The following is a 746-nucleotide window of genomic DNA, read 5'->3' as shown; positions in this document are numbered from 1 at the left end:
TGCTGGTTTCGATCAGTGATGCGTATGACAACCGCCTGCGCATTTGCCGTGATCATTCCGGGCGAATTGAGCGGTTGGATAACGGCGCTGGTCGCTCACTGTTGCTGCGCTATGAGCTGGATCGCATCGTCGCGGTGGACTACCAGGTTCATCGCGCCAAAGGCCGTGATCCCTACGCCTGGGAGACCGAGCAGAACGTCGTTTCCTACGCCTATGACGAAGACGGACGACTGGTTTGCGCGACCAATGCCGTCGGGGAAAGCGAGAGTTATCGGTACGACGATCAGCACGTCATTCTTGAGCGGCAGTTGGCCGGTGGGGCGAGTTTCTTCTGGGCGTGGGAAGGCTCTGGCAAGGCGGCACGCTGTGTCCGGCATTGGGCGAGTTTTTCGCAGATGGACACGCGATATGCCTGGGGGGATGACGGTCGTGTCACCGTGCATAACGCCGATGGTAGCCAGGAAGTGTATGTCCACGATGAACGGGCGCGGTTGGTACAACGCATCGATCCGGATGGCGCCCAACATTTCAAATCCTACGATAAAAAAGGCCGACTGACCGTCGAGCAAGATCCGCTGGGGGCGGTGACGGCCTATCAGTACGACGAAGCCGGACGCTTGGTGGCGCTGTTTCCGGGGGAGGACGAGCCGACGTCCTACGAGCATGACAATGGCTTTGTACGGATTGTCAGGCGCGGTGAAGCGGTCTGGAAATATGAGCGTAACAGCCAGGGCGACGTTACGCGT

Annotated in this window: 1 pseudogene; it reads left to right on the top strand. The window is 59.1% G+C overall.

Going from position 1 to position 746, the window contains the following annotated elements:
- Positions 1-746: pseudogene (locus QZR30_RS27875) on the top strand (type IV secretion protein Rhs); the annotation flags it as partial.

It is taken from the genome of Pseudomonas sp. rhizo25, assembly GCF_031931935.1.
In the GTDB taxonomy this organism is placed as follows: Bacteria; Pseudomonadota; Gammaproteobacteria; order Pseudomonadales; family Pseudomonadaceae; genus Aquipseudomonas; species Aquipseudomonas synxantha.
Note: the sequence above shows the minus strand (reverse complement) of the source record. Positions and strands in the feature narration are given on the sequence as shown.